The following is a 16,880-nucleotide window of genomic DNA, read 5'->3' as shown; positions in this document are numbered from 1 at the left end:
AAGACACGCATGTCCGCATCGCTGAAAATTGGATTGATGGGCTACGGTTTTGCCGGCGCGACCTTTCATGCGCCGGTGATCGCGCATTGCGGGCGCGCCAGCGTCGCCGCCATCGCCACGGGTCAGCCCGAGCGCGCGCTGGCCGACTATCCGCACGCGAAAATCGTGGCCGACCTCGACGCGCTTCTGGCGCTCGACGACATCGAGTGCGTCGTGATCGCGACGCCCAACGACACGCACTTCGACCTCGCGCGCCGCACGCTCGAAGCCGGCAAGCACGTGGTGGTCGACAAGCCGGTCACGCTGAACGCCGCCGACGCCCATACGCTCGCCAACATCGCGCTCGCGCGGGGCAAGCTGTTCGTGCCGTTTCACAACCGTCGCTGGGACGGCGATTTTCTGACCGTGCGCGATCTGCTCGCACGCGTGGAACTGGGGCGCGTCACGCAATTCGAATCGCACTTCGACCGCTTCCGCCCGCAGGTACGGCAGCGCTGGCGCGAAGAGGTGTCGCGGGGCGGCGGCTTGCTGTTGGACCTTGGGCCGCATCTGATCGACCAGACGTTGGCGCTGTTCGGCGCGCCGCAAACCGTGTCGGCGACGGTGCGCACGCATCGCGACGAGGCGAGCGCGCCGGACTATGTGCACATTCAGCTCGGCTACGCCGAGTTCGAGGCGGTGCTGCACGCGAGCGCGCTGACGGCACTGGTCGCGCCGCGCTTTGCGATCCACGGCACGCGCGGCAGCTACGTGAAGCACGGCCTCGACACCCAGGAGGACCAGTTGCGGGCCGGTCTGCGCCCGGGCGATGAAGGCTTCGGCGCGGGCAATCCGGCCGGCGTGCTGCGCGTGCTGGAAGGCGATCAGGAAGTCGAGCGCGAGGTGCCCACGCGCAACGGCGACTACGTCGGGTTCTATATCGCGCTGGCCGACGCCATCCAGAACGGCGTGGCATTCCCTGTCAAGCCTCAGGATGCGGTCGACGTGATGACCATCATCGAGCTTGCCGCGCGCAGTTCGAACGAAGGCGTGCGCCTGCCGTTCGAGCGCATTCGCTGAGCTGTTGCGCGGCGCGGCGTGACGGCTTGTGTACCTAAAAACACACCGCCCGAGCGCGCTGCGCAGGCGTCAACCTGACGTCCCCGAAAGGAACATAACGTTACAACTCTGCCCGCCTCCCCGGTCAGCGCGCCGCCGCGATCATCCGTTGCTACCCGAGTAGCACCATCAAGAAAACGACTTCCGGAGAGTCCATGCCCCGTACCTTTCGCGCCATTGCCGCAGGCGCCCTGCTCAGTTCTCTCGCCGCCTGCGTGGTGACGCCCCAGCCGGCGCCCGCGCCGCGCCCCAGCCCGCAGCAGATCGCGGATCAGCGCCTGCATCAGGTGGACGGCCGGATCGACAATCTCGGCCGCCGCATCGACAAGCGCGTGAATCAGGGCGACTACCCGCCGCCGCAAGGCGCAGCGCTGCATCATCGGCTGGACGTGATCCGCCAGGAAGCGCACGACATGGCCGCGCAGCACGGCGGCGGCCTCACCGCCGACGAACAGCGCGTGCTGAATCAGGAACTGGACAACGCGGCTCACGCGATCGGCGAGTAAGCGCCGCCGGTTCCGACACCGAAGCAATACGAGCGCGGGCAGCATGTCCCGCGCTTTTTTGACGCTGGCGTCGCGCCGCGCCAGCCACCATGCCGGTCGCGGGCCTTTAATTGACAAGCCCCCAGCCGTCGCGTACATTCGCCGCACGCGTCGGGAGAGCGTGCTGGCCGCCGAATATCGCAGGCCGCGCCGCCGAAGGGGCACACCCGCAAACTCTCAGGCAAAAGGACCGACCGCGTCGAAAAATCCGCGCCAAAGCAGCACGTCAAGGCACCGGTTTTTCGCACTCTGGAGAGCGGCAGTAGCCGTCTGCGTTCTGGCAACATTACGCAGGCTCGGGCAGGCTGCCCACCGAAGGGGCGCGCGTTTCACCGTGACAGATCAACGTTCGCGGCAGCGCAATCTCTCAGGTATCGAGGACAGAGGGGTCATGCAAAACCACGCTCGCAGGCATCAGGCCGCGAGGCGTAGCGCCGCATGGCCTTTTTTGTTTCGCGAGATGCCCGAGGCCCCATGACCGAACTCAAACACACCCCGCTCAACGCCACCCACCGTGCGCTCAACGCCCGCATGGTCGATTTCGGCGGCTGGGACATGCCCGTCAATTACGGCTCGCAGATCGAGGAACACCGCGCCGTGCGCACCGACGCCGGCATGTTCGACGTCTCGCACATGTGCGTGGTCGATTTCACTGGCGAGCGGGTGCGCGCCTTCTTCGAATACGCGCTGGCCAACAACGTCGGCAAGCTGCAAACGCCCGGCCGCGCGCTCTACTCCTGTCTGCTGAACCCGAACGGCGGCGTGATCGACGATCTGATCGTCTATTTCTTCGGCGAAGACCACTTCCGCGTGGTCGTCAATGCCGGCACCGCCGACAAAGACATCGCCTGGTTCGGCCAGCTCAACACCGACGGCGGCTTCGGCCTGACCATCACGCCGCGCCGCGACTTTGCGATCGTCGCCGTGCAAGGCCCGAACGCACGCGAAAAAGTCTGGCAAACGGTGCCCGCCGCGCGCGCCGCCACCGAAGCGCTCAAGCCGTTCAACGCCGCGCGCGTCGAAGGCACGCCGTTCGGCGAATTGACCGTCGCGCGCACCGGCTACACCGGCGAAGACGGCTTCGAAATCATCGTGCCGGCGGACCACGTTCAGGCGCTGTGGAACGCGCTGCACGCCCAAGGCGTGCGCCCAGCCGGCCTCGGCGCGCGCGACACGCTGCGCCTCGAAGCCGGCATGAACCTGTACGGACAGGACATGGACGACCATGTCTCGCCGCTCGACGCCGGCCTCGCATGGACCGTCGACCTGACCTCGCCGCGCGACTTCGTCGGCAAGAGCCGGCTCGAAGCCGACGGCTCGCAGGCGGCGTTCGTCGGCCTGATCCTGCTGAAGGAAAACGGCAAGGCGGCCGGCGTGCTGCGCGCGCATCAGAAAGTCCTCACGCCGCAGGGCGAAGGCGAAATCACCAGCGGGACTTTTTCCCCGACCATGCAGGAATCCATCGCCTTCGCGCGCGTGCCCAAAGGCGTGCAGCCGGGCGACACCGTTCACGTCCAGATTCGTGACAAGGCGGTGTCCGCAAGCGTGGTAAAACTGCCGTTCGTGCGCAACGGCAAGGTGCTGGCAGTTTAAGCATCCGCGCGCGCGTCCCCCTTTTAAGCCAATAACGAACACCCCGCAAGGAGCATCCGATGAGCATCCCGGCCGATCTGAAATACACCGAATCGCACGAATGGGTCCGCACCGAAGCGGACGGCACGCTGACGGTCGGCATCACCGACCACGCGCAGGAAGCGCTCGGCGACATCGTCTTCTTCGAAGTCCAGCAACTGGGCAAGACCGTCACCGCAGGCGACACCGTCGCCGTGATCGAATCGGTGAAGGCCGCTTCCGATATCTACGCGCCGGTCTCGGGCGAGATCATCGAAGCGAACACGGCCGTGGCCGACTCGCCCGACTCGGTCAACAGCGCGCCGTACGAAAGCTGGCTCTTCAAGATCAAACCCGCCGCCGATGCAGCGCAGGACCGCCTGATCGACGCCGACGCGTACACCAAGTCGATCGGCGCCTGATTCACATTCCGTTAAACGTCAGGTGCGGTCCCCGCGAGGCATCGCGCGCCGCACCGCCAGGAACACCCATGAAGCTCGAACACCCGGACCGTCTGATGAACCGCACTCCTCTCTCGCTCGCCGCGCTCGAAGTGCATGACGCCTTCGCCGAACGGCACATCGGCCCGGATTCGGCCGACCAGCATGCGATGCTCGAAGCCCTCGGCTTCGCGTCGCGCGCCGCGCTGATCGACGCCGTGATTCCGCAGACGATCCGCCGCACCGAAACGCTGCCGCTCGGCCCCTTCGGGCAACCGAAGAGCGAAGCCGAAGCGCTCGCCGCGCTGCGCGATCTGGCGGACAAGAACCAGGTGTTCCGCTCGTACATCGGGCAGGGCTACTACAACACGCACACGCCCACGGTGATCCTGCGTAACGTGCTCGAAAATCCGGCGTGGTACACCGCGTACACGCCGTATCAGCCGGAAATCTCGCAAGGCCGTCTGGAAGCGTTGTTGAACTTCCAGCAGATGATCGTCGACCTGACGGGTCTGGCGATCTCGAACGCGTCGCTGCTCGACGAGGCCACCGCGGCCGCCGAAGCAATGACGCTGCTGCAACGCGTGGGCAAGCCGAAGTCGAACGTGTTCTTCGTCGCCGACGACGTGCTGCCGCAAACCATCGAAGTGGTGAAGACGCGCGCCACGCCGGTGGGCATCGAAGTGAAAGTGGGTCCGGCCGCCGAAGCCGCAAATGCGAACGCATTCGGCGTGCTGCTGCAATACCCGGGCGTGAACGGCGACGTGCGCGACTATCGCGCGCTGACCGAAGCCATCCACGCAGCGGGCGGCCACGTGGTGGTCGCCGCCGATCTGCTCGCGCTGACCGTGCTCACGCCGCCGGGCGAATGGGGCGCGGACGTGGCCGTCGGCAATACGCAGCGCTTCGGCGTGCCGGTCGGCTTTGGCGGCCCGCATGCCGCGTACCTCGCGGTGCGCGACGAATTCAAGCGTCAGATGCCGGGGCGTCTGGTCGGCGTGACCGTCGACGCGCAAGGCAACTCCGCGCTGCGTCTCGCGCTGCAAACGCGCGAACAACATATCCGCCGCGAGAAGGCCACCTCGAACGTGTGTACCGCGCAAGCGCTGCTCGCGATCATGGCCAGCATGTACGCGGTGTATCACGGCCCGCACGGTCTGAAGACCATCGCGCTACGCGTGAACCGGATCGCCGCCCTGCTCGCCGAAGGCGCGAAACAACTCGGCTACACGCTCGTCAATGAGACCTTCTTCGACACGCTCACATTCGACACCGGCACGCGCACGCAAGCGCTGCTCGACGCTGCTACAGCCAAGCGCATCAACCTGCGCCGCGTGAGCGCCACGCAAGTCGGCCTGTCGATCGACGAAACCACCACGCGCCGCGATCTGGCCGATCTGCTCGCCGTGTTCGCGCAAGCGGCCTTCGCCGGCGACCTGCCGCAAGTCGACGCGCTCGACGCGAAGCTCGCCGCATCGAACACCGCATCGGTGCCGGCCGCGCTCGAACGCACTAGCGCGTACCTCACGCACCACGTGTTCAACCGTCATCATTCGGAAACGGAAATGCTGCGCTATTTGCGCAGCCTGTCGGACAAGGACCTCGCGCTGGACCGCTCGATGATCCCGCTCGGCTCGTGCACGATGAAGCTGAACGCGACCTCGGAGATGCTGCCCGTCACGTGGCCCGAATTCGGCCAGATCCATCCGTTCGCCCCGGCCGATCAAACCGTCGGCTACCGCGAGATGATCGATCAGCTCGAAGAGATGCTGGTCGCCGCAACCGGCTATGCCGCCGTGTCGCTGCAACCGAATGCCGGCTCGCAGGGCGAGTACGCGGGTCTGTTGATCATCCACGCGTACCACGCGTCGCGCGGCGAAGCGCATCGCAACGTCTGCCTGATTCCCGCTTCGGCGCACGGCACCAACCCGGCGTCGGCGCAGATGGCCGGCATGCAGGTCGTGGTGGTCGCGTGCGACGCGCAAGGCAACGTCGATATCGAAGACCTGAAGAAGAAGGCCGCCCAGCACGCCGACAAACTCGCGGCGATCATGATCACGTATCCGTCCACGCACGGCGTGTTCGAGGCGAACGTGCGCGAAATCTGCGAGATCGTGCACGCGCACGGCGGCCAGGTGTACGTGGACGGCGCGAACATGAACGCGATGGTCGGCCTGTGCGCGCCGGGCCAGTTCGGCGGCGACGTCTCGCACCTGAACCTGCACAAAACCTTCTGCATTCCGCACGGCGGCGGCGGACCGGGCGTCGGCCCGGTCGCGGTCGGCGCGCACCTCGCGCAGTTCCTGCCGAACCAGATCTCGTCGGGCTATGAGCGCGCGCCGAACGGTATCGGCGCGGTGTCGGGCGCACCGTACGGCTCCGCGTCGATCCTGCCGATCTCGTGGATGTACATCGCGATGATGGGTGCGAAGAACCTGACCGCCGCGACCGAAACCGCGATCCTCAACGCGAACTACGTCGCGAACAAACTCGCGCCGCACTATCCGGTGCTGTATTCGGGCCCGGGCGGACTGGTCGCGCACGAGTGCATTCTCGATCTGCGTCCGCTCAAGGAAACCAGCGGCATCACCGTCGACGACGTCGCCAAGCGCCTCGCCGACTACGGCTTCCACGCGCCGACGATGAGCTTCCCGGTGCCGGGCACGCTGATGGTCGAGCCGACCGAATCGGAATCGAAGGAAGAACTCGATCGCTTCATCGAAGCGATGATCGCGATCCGCCACGAAATCCGCGCGGTCGAAGAAGGCCGCTCGGACCGCGAGGACAATCCGCTGAAGCATGCGCCGCACACCGCGGCGGTCGTGATCGCCGACGACTGGAAGCATGCGTATGCGCGCGAAACCGCTGCGTATCCGCTGCCCACGCTGATCGCGAAGAAGTACTGGCCGCCGGTCGGCCGTGCGGACAACGTGTACGGCGACCGCAATCTGTTCTGCTCCTGCGTGCCGATCGCCGACTACGAGTAAGCGTGTCCACGCCGCGCATCGCCCGCTGCCCGCAACACGCGGCAGGGCGGTGCGCGCTGTTCCGCCTGGGCGCCTGTCGCTCGTGGCCGCAAACGGCTAACATCACACACCAAATCAGCCTAACGAGGAGTTTCGCATGGCGCGAAAGGTGCGATCGATGCAAAGCCGGGCCGCTGCAAGCCGAGCCCGCACGTGGCGGCAAACCTGCGCACTGTTGTTCGCCGGTGCGGCTGTGCTGCTGCCGCTGCGGCAAGCGCAGGCCGCGATGAATTTCTGCGCGGCGCCCGCGCTGCAAACCAGCGAGCGCACCAACGCCGATCCCGGCGTGAAGGCGCTCGTCGGCAACGTGCAAGCGCATCTGAACGCGCAGCCGCATGCGCTCGCGAAGCTGCACACCGAGGGGACGTTGCCGCACGAGGGCATCTACGATCAGAGCGTCGAAGCGGAGAAGGATCTCGATCTGCTGCGCGACGCCGCGCTCGCGTGGCGCGCGACCAGCGACGATCGCTATCTGAAGCTCGTCGACCGCTTGCTGTACGCATGGGTCACGACTTATCAGCCCAGCTTCAATCCGATCGACGAAACGCGTTTCGATGGGGTGATCCTCGCGTACGACATGACGGCGAGCGCGTTGCCCGTGAAGACACGCAACGCTTCGATGGCGTTCCTGACGAAGCTCGCCAACGGCTACATCGCGCAGATCGATGCGCAGCCACGGCCGCTGAAGGACACCTTCCGCAACAACTGGCAGAGCCATCGCATCAAGCTGATCGCGATGGCCGCGTTCACGCTCGATAACCGCAAGATGATCAACGCGGCGCAGCGTCTGTTCGTCGAGCATATCGGCGACAACATCGCGCCGGACGGCTCGACCATCGACTTCAGCGAACGCGACGCGCTGCATTACGTCACCTACGATCTGCAGCCACTCGTGATGGCCGCGCTGGCCGCGCGCCGCCACAACCGCAACTGGCTGCAGGAGAAGGGCGCTAACGGCGCCACGCTGCTCGCCGCGCTCAACTGGCTCGCGCCGTTTGCATCCGGCAGTCAGACGCATGAGGAATTCGTGCATTCGAACGTGCCGTTCGATGCAAAGCGTCGTGAGGCCGGCTTGCCTGGCTACTCGGGTCAATGGGATCCGAAGAACGCGACGGAACTGTTTCACCTGGCGGCGCGTCTCGACGGACGCTTTACGCCGATCGCGCTGCAGCTCGCACCGACGCCGCCCGCGTGGCTCGCCGTGTGTTTGCCGCTGCCGGCGCGCTAAAATCTACTTATCAGCAGGAGCAGTCAATGGCAGTCAGCGTGTTCGATCTCTTCAAAATCGGCATTGGTCCGTCCAGCTCTCATACAGTTGGGCCGATGCGCGCGGCGCTGATGTTCGCTCAAGGGCTCGAACGCGACGGACTGCTGGATGCGACCGCATCGGTGAAAGTGGATCTGTACGGATCGCTCGGCGCGACCGGCAAAGGGCACGGCACGGATCGCGGCGTGATGCTCGGCCTGATGGGCGATGCGCCCGACACGGTCGACCCGGACACGATCGCACAACGGCTCGAAGCGGTGCGCGTATCGCGCAAGCTCGCGCTGCTCGGCACGCACGAGGTGCCGTTCGTGCAGAAGGACCACATTTCGTTTTACCGCCAGGCGCTCGCCGAGCATCCCAACGGGCTGAAGCTGCGCGCGTTCGACGCGCAAGGTGAAACGTTGCGCGAGTCGACCTATCTGTCGGTGGGCGGCGGCTTCGTCGTGACGGCCGGCGCACCGAACACGAAGGTGCTGAGCGCCGTCGATCAACTGCCGCACTCGTTTCGCACCGGCAACGAATTGCTCGCGCTGTGTGAATCGACCGGCAAGAGCATCGCTCAATTGATGTGGGACAACGAGCGCGTCTGGCATACGGAAGAAGAGACGCGCGCCGGCTTGCTGAAAATCTGGGACGTGATGCAGTCGTGCGTGGCGCGTGGCTGCGGCATCAACAACCCCGATGCGGATGGCAACTTGCCTGGGCCCTTCCAGGTGAAGCGGCGCGCACCGCAGTTGTATCGCGCGCTGTCGGGCAATCCCGAGCTGGCGCTGCGCGATCCGTTGTCGATGATCGACTGGATCAATCTCTATGCGATCGCCGTCAACGAAGAGAACGCCGCAGGCGGGCGCGTCGTCACTGCGCCCACCAACGGCGCCGCCGGCATCATTCCGGCCGTGCTGCATTACTACACGCGCTTCATGCCCGGCTCGAACCAGCAGGGTGTGATTGACTTCCTGATGACAGCGGCGGCGATCGGCATTCTGTACAAACTGAACGCGTCGATTTCCGGCGCGGAAGTGGGCTGCCAGGGTGAAGTGGGCGTGGCCTGCTCGATGGCGGCGGGCGCGCTCGCCGCCGTAATGGGCGGCACGCCGAAGCAGGTCGAGAACGCCGCGGAGATCGGCATGGAGCACAACCTTGGGCTGACCTGCGATCCGGTCGGCGGAATGGTGCAGATTCCGTGCATCGAACGCAACGCGATGGCCTCGGTCAAGGCGGTCAACGCGGCGCGCATGGCGTTGCGCGGCGACGGCAGCCACTACGTGTCGCTCGATTCGGTCATCAAGACCATGCGCGAGACCGGCGCGGACATGAAGACCAAGTACAAGGAAACGTCGCGCGGCGGGCTGGCGGTGAACATCGTCGAGTGCTGAGGCACGCTGTCTGATTGCGCATGAAAACGCGAGCCGAGGCTCGCGTTTCCGTTTGCGCGTTCGCTGTTCCTGTTCTCGTTTCGCGGCAAGACAGTTGCGCTGCGCCATGACAGCGGACGCGCGCTCGGCGTAAGCTGTCGGGGCGCTCATCGGCCAACGCCCCCGCGTTGCGCCGATGCGGCAATATCCAACCGGACTCACGCACTGCCTGGAGGCTTCTTCGCAATGTCGCTGCCGAATGCTCCCGCTTCAGATTCCAACGCCGCTCGCACTACTGGCGCACGTCTCATCGTCGATGCTTTGCTCACGCACGGCGTCGAACGCGTTTTCTGTGTTCCCGGCGAGAGCTTTCTCGCCGTGCTGGATTCGCTGCACGACGAGACTGAACACATCCAGACCATCGTTTGCCGCCATGAAGCCGCAGCGGCGAACATGGCGGAAGCGGTCGGCAAACTGACGGGTCGGCCAGGCATCGCGCTCGTCACGCGTGGACCGGGCGCAACGCATGCGTCGATCGGCGTGCATACCGCGTTTCAGGACTCCACGCCGATGATCCTGCTGATCGGCCAATGCGCTCGCGAACATCTCGACCGCGAGGCTTTCCAGGAAATCGACTATCGGCGCATGTTCGGCCAGATGGCGAAGTGGGTCGCGCAGATCGACGATCCGAAGCGCATTCCCGAATATCTGAGCCATGCGTTTCATACGGCGACCTCCGGGCGGCCGGGGCCGGTCGTGCTGTCACTGCCGGAAGATGTGTTGAGCGATGCGTGCGATGCCGTGGCCGGCGTTCCGGCCTATCAACGCGTGGCGGCCTCGCCATCCGGCGCGCAGATCGAGAAGCTGCGCGAGTTGCTCGAAGGCGCGCAGCGTCCGATGGTGATTGCGGGCGGCAGCGGCTGGACCCCGGCCGCATGTGCGGACTTGCGGCGCTTCGTCGAGAACTGGCAATTGCCGGTCGGCCTCGCGTTCCGCTTCCAGGACACGCTCGATAACGATCATCCGAACTACGCGGGCGATGTCGGCCTCGGCATCAATCCGGCGTTGGCGCAGCGCATCCGCGATGCCGACTTGCTGCTCGTAATCGGCCCACGCCTGGGCGAAGCGACGACGAACGGCTACAAGCTGCTCGACATTCCGAAAACCAAGCAGACACTCGTGCACGTCCATCAAGGCGCGGAAGAGTTGGGACGCGTGTATGTCGCGGATTTGCCGATCGTCTCCGGCATGCCCGAGTCGGCCGCATTGCTGGCGGCGTTGCAGCCGTCGTCCGGCGCTCTCGCCTGGGCGGGCGCAGCCGAGGACGCGCACCGCGCGTATCTGGACTGGCGCAGGCCGCGCCAGATTCCCGGTGACGTGCAAATGGGCGAAGTGATCCAGCAATTGCGCGCGCATCTGCCGGACGACGCGATCCTCACCAACGGCGCGGGCAATTACGCGACGTGGCTGCATCGGCACTTCTCGTATCGGCACTATCGCTCGCAGCTTGCGCCGACGAGTGGCGCGATGGGCTATGGCGTGCCGGCGGCGATCGCGGCGAAGTCGATGTATCCGCAGCGCGCGGTCGTCGCGCTCGCCGGCGACGGCTGCTTCATGATGGCTGCGCAGGAACTCGCGACGGCGATGCAGTACGACCTTCATGTGCTTTTCATCGTCGTGAACAACAGCCAGTTCGGCACGATCCGGATGCATCAGGAGCGGCACTATCCGAATCGCGTGCACGGCACCGGGCTGACGAATCCGGACTTCGCGGCGTTCGCGCGGTCCTTCGGCGCGCATGGCGAGATCGTGGAGCGGACCGAGGATTTTCTGCCCGCCTTGCAACGGGCGATGAGCGCGCAACGCGCGGCGGTGATCGAGATCCGCATGACCCAGGAAGCGAGTACGCCGGGCGCGACGCTGGAGCAGATTCGCGAGCAAGGACGGAAGATGCGCGGGGAGTAGTAGAGCCGGGGCGGCCGAGTCGCGGCAGTGCAGAGCAACTGCCCATAAAGAAACCCCGCCGAAGCGGGGTTTCTTCCATCATCAAAAGCACCGCAGGCAGCAAAGGCCGCTTACTTCCCGCCCACGCTTTGCAGCGTCGTCCACTTGCCGTCGACCACCTTGTACAGCGTGATGCCGCCGTTCTTCAGGTCACCGCGGCTGTCGTACGCGAGGTTCGACGACGTCACCGCCGGCATCGAGGTCTTCGCGAGCACCGGCAGGTATTTGGCCGGATCGGTCGAGTTGGCGGTCTTCATCGCTGCGAACATCGCCATTGCGCCGTCATAAGCGTACGGCGAGTACGTTTGCACGTCTTCGTTGAAACGCTTCTTGTACTTCGCAACGTAGTCCTTGCCGCCCGGCATTTCTTCCAGCGGCAAGCCGGCAAGCGATGCCACCGTGCCGTTGGCCGCGTCACCCGCGAGCTTGATGAACGTCGGCGTGTGGACCATCTCGCCGCCCATCAGCGGCGCCTTCACGCCCAGCTGCTTCATCTGCTTGACCATCGGCGCCGCTTGCGAATCCGCGCCGCCGTAATAGATCAGGTCCGGGTTCGACGACTTCAGCTTGGTCAGGATCGACTTGAAATCCACCGCCTTGTCGTTCGTGTATTCACGATCGACGATCGTCGCGCCCGCCGCCTTCGCCGCCTTTTCGAACTGATCGGCCAGTCCCTGGCCGTAAGCGGTGCGATCGTCGACGATCGCGATCTTCTTCATGCCGAGGTTCTTGACCGCGAACGCGCCGGCGACCGAGCCTTGCTGCGTGTCGGACGTCATCATGCGGAAGGTGGTCTTGAAGCCTTGCTGCGTGAATTCCGGCGCCGTCGCCATGGCGATCTGCGGAATGCCCGCGTTCGCGTAGATGCGCGAAGCCGGGATCGTGGTGCCCGAATTGAAGTGGCCGAGCATGCCCTTGATGCCGTCATCCACCAGCTTTTGCGCGACGGTCGTGCCGGTGCGCGGGTCAGCCTGGTCGTCGGCCGAATCCAACACGAAGCGAACCTGCTTGCCGCCGATCACCGGCTTGGTCGCGTTCACCTCTTCCACCGCCAGCGTGATGCCGTTCTGGAAGTCCTTGCCGTAGTGAGCCTGCGCGCCCGTCATCGGGCCGGCGAAACCGACCTTCACGTCTTCCGTCGATTGAGCATTGGCCGTCCCCGCCAGCGACATTGCCGCAACCAGCGCTGCGCCTGCCAGCTGTTTCATCTTGTGTTGCATAGCTTCTCCTTGGTACCAGGTGTAATGGAGCGGTATCGGGGTCGCCGTACCGCTTCCGTGTTATTGAGGGGATCGTGTGAGGTTCGCTCAACCGATCGTCATCAAATTCGCGTTGCCGCCTGCTGCTGCCGTATTCACGCTGACCGAGCGTTCCGTCAACAGACGCTCGAGCGCGTAATCCTCTTCGCCGCTTTCCAGCGCGCGCGCCGCGACGCCCTGCACCGAGACGATCGGCCCCGGACGCTTCGCGACTTCCTTCACCAGCGCGAGCAGTTCGTCGCTGTCGCCTTCAAACAGCACGGCGTCGAACGGCGCGTCGGCGCTCTTCTTCACGCTGGCATACGACTTCAGCGATGCGGGCAACTGCGAGACCAGTTGTTCACCCGCCGCGCCTTCGAACAGCGCACGATTTCCCGTAGCCAGCGCCGCGGCGAACTGCACGCGCGCGCCGCTCGCCGTCGACGCGACACACAGCACCGTGCCGCGCGCGCCCAGCGTGTAGGTGTTGCGCTCGCCAGTGGGGCCCGACAACACCGCGGTCGCGCCCGCCGGCACATGCGACAGATAACCGTCGCAGCGTGCCGCCAGTTGCGGCTGGCGTTCGGCGATCAGCCAGTCGCGCAACGCAGTCAATGCGGCGGACGGATTGTCGCTGTTTTCAGCGCTTTGCGGAACATCCGCAACCAAAGCCTTGGCAAGCGACTTCGGCAAACCCGCCGGACGCGTGGCGAGCAGTCGCTGCAGATACAGCGCGCCGCCCGCTTTCGGCCCCGTGCCCGACAGGCCTTCGCCGCCGAACGGCTGCACACCCACCACCGCGCCGATCACGTTGCGGTTCACGTAGATGTTGCCGACGTGCGCGCGGCTGATCACGTGCGCGATTGTTTCATCGATCCGCGTATGGATGCCGAGCGTCAGGCCGTAGCCGGTCGTGCGGATCTGTTCGAGCAGCTTGTCCAGCTGGCTGCGGCGGTAACGCACCACGTGCAGCACCGGACCGAACACTTCGCGCTTCAGTTCGTCGATGCTGTCGAGCTCGATCAGCGTCGGCGGTACGAAGGTGCCTTGCGCGGCGCCTTCCGGCGTCGGCAGTTGCTCGACCTTGCGGCCTTTCTCGCGCATCGCCGCGACGTGCGCGTCGATGCCGCGTTTCGCGTCGAGGTCGATCACCGGGCCGACGTCGATCGACAGACGGTCCGGATTGCCCACCGATAGTTCGCGCATCGCGCCCGTCAGCATTTCGAGCGTGCGGTCCGCGACATCGTCCTGTAGACAAAGAACGCGCAACGCCGAACAACGTTGACCGGCCGAGTCGAACGACGACTGCAGCACGTCCGCCACCACCTGCTCGGCGAGCGCCGACGAGTCGACGATCATCGCGTTCTGGCCGCCCGTTTCGGCGATCAGCGGAATCGGCTTGCCATCCGGATCGAGTCGGTTCGACAAGGTCTTGTTGATCAGGCGCGCGACTTCGGTGGAGCCGGTGAACATCACCGCGCGAGTGCGCGGGTCGGCTACCAGCGGGGCGCCGACGGTTTCGCCGTCGCCCGGCAGCAGTTGCACCGCGCCCGCCGGCACGCCGGCTTCGCGCAGAATCCGCACGGCTTGCGCGGCGATCAGCGGCGTCTGCTCAGCGGGCTTGGCGAGCACCGTGTTGCCGGCGGCCAGCGCCGCCGCCACCTGGCCCATGAAGATCGCCAGCGGGAAGTTCCACGGGCTGATACAGACCACGGGCCCGAGCGGACGATGCGTGTCGTTCGAGAACTCGTCGCGAATCTGCGTGGAGTAGTAGCGCAGGAAGTCGATCGCCTCGCGGATTTCAGCGACCGCGTTCGCCAGCGATTTACCCGCTTCGCGCACCACCAGACCCATCAGCGTATGCATTTGCGCTTCGAGCAGATCGGCGGCACGGGCGAGGCAATCGGCGCGCGCGTCGACCGGCGTCGCTTGCCAGATCGGCGCGGCGGCAACCGCATGCGCGAGCGCGGCGCTCACGTGATCCGGCGTCGCTTCGACGACCGTGCCGACGAGGTCGCGATGATCGGCCGGATTGCGCACGTCGCGCGCGATGCCCACGGCGATCTCGTTGTCTTCGAGCATCGGCGCGGCGCGCCACGGATGATGCGCGCTCGCCAGCAGCGCCGAGGACAGCGACGCGAGGCGATGCTCGTTCGACAGATCGAGGCCCATCGAATTGAGACGCTCGTCGCCATACAGATTGCGCGGCAGCGGAATCTTCGCGTGCGGCGCGCCGAGCGGCACGATCCTGGACGCTTCGTCGACCGGGTCGGCGATCAGGTCCTTGATCGCGATGTTTTCATCGGCGATGCGGTTCACGAACGACGTGTTCGCGCCGTTTTCCAGCAGACGGCGCACGAGGTACGCGAGCAGCGTTTCATGCGTGCCGACCGGCGCGTAGACGCGGCACGGACGGTTCAGCTTGTCGCGGCCGGTGACTTCTTCGTACAGCGGTTCGCCCATGCCGTGCAGGCACTGGAACTCGTACTGGCCAGGATAGTAGTTGTTGCCCGCGAGGTGATAGATCGCCGACAGCGTGTGCGCGTTGTGCGTCGCGAACTGCGGATAGACCGCGTCGGGCGCACCGAGCAGCTTCTTCGCGCACGCGAGATACGACACGTCCGTATAGATCTTGCGCGTGTAGACCGGATAGCCTTCGAGGCCGTCCACTTGCGCGCGTTTGATTTCGGTGTCCCAGTACGCGCCCTTCACGAGGCGCACCATGATGCGGTGGCGGCTGCGGCGGGCCAGATCGATGATGTATTCGATCACGAACGGGCAGCGCTTCTGATACGCCTGCACCACGAAGCCGATGCCGTTCCAGCCGGCCAGTTCCGGATCGAAGCACAGCGCTTCGAGCAGATCGAGCGAGATTTCGAGGCGGTCGGCTTCCTCGGCGTCGATGTTCAGGCCGATGTCGTAACGGCGCGCGAGGATCGCGAGCGAGCGCACGCGCGGCAGCAGTTCGCTCATTGTGCGCTCCTGTTGCGAGCGCGAGTAGCGTGCATGCAAAGCCGAGAGCTTGATCGAGATGCCCGGGCCTTCGTAGATGCCACGCCCGCCGGCGGCCTTGCCGATTGCGTGAATCGCCTGTTCGTACGACGCGTAGTAGCGCTGCGCATCGGCTTCGGTGGTGGCCGCTTCGCCGAGCATGTCGTACGAATAGCGGAAACCGCGCGCTTCGTATTTGCGGCTGTTGGCGAGCGCTTCGGAAATGTTCTCGCCGGTGACGAACTGCTCGCCCATCAGGCGCATCGCCATATCGACGCCCTTGCGGATCAGCGGCTCACCGCCCTTGCCGATCAAACGCGTCAGCGCCGACGACAGCCCCTTTTCGCTGTTGGTCGTCACCAGCTTGCCGGTGATCATCAAGCCCCAGGTGGCGGCATTGACGAACAGCGACGGCGCCTGGCCGACGTGCGACTTCCAGTCGCCCTTGCTGATTTTGTCGCGAATCAGCGCATCGCGGGTCGCGCGATCGGGAATGCGCAGCAACGCTTCGGCGAGGCACATCAGCGCGACGCCTTCCTGGCTCGACAGCGAGAATTCGTGAATCAGCCCTTCGACGCCGCCACCCTTGCTCTTCGAGCGCAGCGTTTCGACCAGCTTGCCGGCCATGGCTTGTACGTCGCCCGCGAGAGTCGCCGGCAAACGCGCCTGGCCGAGCAGGAACGGCACGCATTCCGGTTCCGGGCGGCGGTACGCAGCGGTGATCGCCGCGCGCAGCACCGATTGCGGTTGCACGTTTTGCGCGAACTCGAGGAACGGGTGCGACGCCCCGTCTTCCTCCTGCTCGACCGCCGCGCCGTCGCCAAGATCGGCCGAGCCCGTCGCGCCCGACAGCTCCGGCGGCAGTTGGCCGTGCTCGATGCGTTCCAGATACGCGAAGATAGCCTGCTTGATCAGCCAGTGCGGAGTGCGTTCGAGACGGGCGGCGGCATCTTTCAGCCGGGAACGCAGGAGGTCGTCGACCTTGACGCCAAGGGTGGTGCTAGCCATGTTTCCTTCTTCGGAGACAGATGAATGCCGGGTGAAAGACTGAAAGTTGGGCGAATCGTACGCCTCCCAATAAAAAGGTGCAACCATTGCGAACGCTTGGTTGCACCCCGCCGAGATCCTTGTGCGGCGGGGGTTTCCGTCTGACGGCGGGGCACGCTGCGGCGGGGGTTGCGATCAGTACTTTCCCTGGCGTGATTCTTTTTGCATTTACTCTTATTAAATGAGCCGGTGCGCCGTTAAACAGGCGTAGTGGCGCGCGGCCTCACGGCACGCACAAAAAACGATACGGGGTTTCTG

The 16,880-nt window shown here is 65.3% G+C and carries 10 protein-coding genes and 2 riboswitches; of the genes, 8 read left to right on the top strand and 2 right to left on the bottom strand.

The features are described from left to right. Positions 1 to 9 precede the first annotated feature (9 nt). From PQR02_RS01565 to PQR02_RS01530, 8 genes are all read left to right on the top strand, one after another. Positions 10 to 1,059: an oxidoreductase gene (locus PQR02_RS01565; protein WP_408224409.1), complete on the top strand. Its 1,050-nt coding sequence runs from the start codon at positions 10 to 12 to the stop codon at positions 1,057 to 1,059. Between the two features lie 194 nt (positions 1,060 to 1,253). Further along, complete coding sequence (locus PQR02_RS01560; RefSeq protein ID WP_408224406.1) at positions 1,254 to 1,604, top strand: YdgH/BhsA/McbA family protein; 351 nt, start codon at positions 1,254 to 1,256, stop codon at positions 1,602 to 1,604. Positions 1,605 to 1,745: 141 nt separating this feature from the next. Further along, positions 1,746 to 1,846: riboswitch (glycine riboswitch) on the top strand. A gap of 36 nt (positions 1,847 to 1,882) precedes the next feature. Continuing rightward, a riboswitch (glycine riboswitch) is annotated at positions 1,883 to 2,037 on the top strand. An 80-nt stretch (positions 2,038 to 2,117) separates the two neighbouring features. Further along, positions 2,118 to 3,236 carry a glycine cleavage system aminomethyltransferase GcvT gene (gcvT, locus tag PQR02_RS01555; RefSeq protein ID WP_408224403.1) on the top strand — a complete coding sequence of 373 codons (1,119 nt, stop codon included), beginning with the start codon at positions 2,118 to 2,120 and terminating at the stop codon, positions 3,234 to 3,236. A gap of 59 nt (positions 3,237 to 3,295) precedes the next feature. Further along, the gene (gene gcvH / locus PQR02_RS01550) at positions 3,296 to 3,676 is read left to right on the top strand and encodes a glycine cleavage system protein GcvH (RefSeq protein ID WP_408224400.1); all 381 of its coding nucleotides are present in this window, start codon (positions 3,296 to 3,298) and stop codon (positions 3,674 to 3,676) included. A gap of 68 nt (positions 3,677 to 3,744) precedes the next feature. Next, complete coding sequence (gcvP, locus tag PQR02_RS01545) at positions 3,745 to 6,681, top strand: aminomethyl-transferring glycine dehydrogenase (protein WP_408224397.1); 2,937 nt, start codon at positions 3,745 to 3,747, stop codon at positions 6,679 to 6,681. A gap of 136 nt (positions 6,682 to 6,817) precedes the next feature. Beyond that, positions 6,818 to 7,948, top strand: a complete 1,131-nt coding sequence (locus PQR02_RS01540) for an alginate lyase family protein (RefSeq protein ID WP_408224394.1) — start codon at positions 6,818 to 6,820, stop codon at positions 7,946 to 7,948. 26 nt (positions 7,949 to 7,974) lie between these two features. After that, a complete protein-coding gene (locus PQR02_RS01535) occupies positions 7,975 to 9,363 on the top strand; it encodes an L-serine ammonia-lyase (RefSeq protein ID WP_408224391.1) in 1,389 nt (462 codons plus the stop codon). Between the two features lie 225 nt (positions 9,364 to 9,588). Further along, complete coding sequence (locus tag PQR02_RS01530) at positions 9,589 to 11,307, top strand: thiamine pyrophosphate-binding protein (protein ID WP_408224388.1); 1,719 nt, start codon at positions 9,589 to 9,591, stop codon at positions 11,305 to 11,307. A gap of 110 nt (positions 11,308 to 11,417) precedes the next feature. On the opposite strand, the gene PQR02_RS01525 is transcribed toward PQR02_RS01530, so the two are convergent. Beyond that, the gene (locus PQR02_RS01525) at positions 11,418 to 12,566 is read right to left on the bottom strand and encodes a branched-chain amino acid ABC transporter substrate-binding protein (RefSeq protein ID WP_408224385.1); all 1,149 of its coding nucleotides are present in this window, start codon (positions 12,564 to 12,566) and stop codon (positions 11,418 to 11,420) included. Positions 12,567 to 12,653: 87 nt separating this feature from the next. After that, positions 12,654 to 16,583 (bottom strand): trifunctional transcriptional regulator/proline dehydrogenase/L-glutamate gamma-semialdehyde dehydrogenase, encoded by a 3,930-nt coding sequence (gene putA, locus PQR02_RS01520; protein ID WP_408224382.1) that lies wholly within the window; start codon positions 16,581 to 16,583, stop codon positions 12,654 to 12,656. Positions 16,584 to 16,880: the final 297 nt, after the last annotated feature.

Origin of the sequence: Paraburkholderia sediminicola, assembly GCF_046026895.1 — a bacterium.
GTDB classification, from domain to species: Bacteria; Pseudomonadota; Gammaproteobacteria; order Burkholderiales; family Burkholderiaceae; genus Paraburkholderia; species Paraburkholderia sediminicola_C.
The sequence above is the reverse complement of the archived record's forward strand: the minus strand, read 5'-3'. Positions and strand labels throughout refer to the sequence as shown.